Annotated in this window: 1 protein-coding gene and 2 pseudogenes; 1 reads left to right on the top strand and 2 read right to left on the bottom strand. The window is 66.0% G+C overall.

From position 1 onward, the window contains the following. Both A5651_RS25145 and A5651_RS00920 read right to left on the bottom strand, forming a co-directional pair. Positions 1-114: pseudogene (locus A5651_RS25145) on the bottom strand (dihydrodipicolinate reductase); the annotation flags it as partial. A gap of 13 nt (positions 115-127) precedes the next feature. After that, positions 128-331: a luciferase gene (locus A5651_RS00920; RefSeq protein ID WP_231988455.1), complete on the bottom strand. Its 204-nt coding sequence runs from the start codon at positions 329-331 to the stop codon at positions 128-130. A gap of 220 nt (positions 332-551) precedes the next feature. Between A5651_RS00920 and A5651_RS25150 the strand changes: the two are divergent. Continuing rightward, positions 552-665, top strand: a pseudogene (locus tag A5651_RS25150) (dihydrodipicolinate reductase); the annotation flags it as partial.

Consider the following 665-nt stretch of genomic DNA (forward strand, 5'->3'; position numbering starts at 1 on the left):
ATGCACCCACACACCGACAAGGTCGAGGTCGGGCCGGCGATGCACCGCGTCGACCGCGATGGACCCGACGCCTCCTGTCGACCACACCACGACGCGTATCGGACGCGGTTCCATGCTCCTCCTTCGATCAGCCGAGGCGTGCTGCCGCCTCGGCGGCACGCTCGAGGTAGGGCCACGCCACGTCTGGCCGCAGTCCGCCGCAGAGCGGCGCAAGCGGGAGCGCCTGCCCGCCGTGCATGTACTCGGCGACTTCATCGATGGTCAACACCCGGTAGGGCTTGTTGGCCACCTGGAGTCCGTCGACATCCGTCGCACGCGAGATGCTGGCCACGCCCTCGTCGCCGTGTCGGTAGGACGCCGCGGTGACGGCGTCTTGCAGCAGATGTCGGCGCGTTATCGGCCGGCAGCTGGACGACGCCCGGCTCGTGGCCGTGTGCGCGACACTCCTCGAACGACGGCGCGCGCATGTCGAAGCGCATGGTGAACACCACGGCGGACTATAACCCACTTCTTGTTGACGTTAATAGTGTCCACTGTTAATTTGTACAGCGATGGGAGACGATCCTTATCGCGTGGTGGTGTGGTCGACCGGCGGCATCGGTTCGATCGCGATCCGCGCCATTCACCAGCGGCCCAACCTCGACCTCGTCGGTGTGTGGGTGCAT

It is taken from the genome of Mycobacterium sp. 1274761.0 (assembly GCF_001668615.1).
GTDB lineage: Bacteria > Actinomycetota > Actinomycetes > Mycobacteriales > Mycobacteriaceae > Mycobacterium.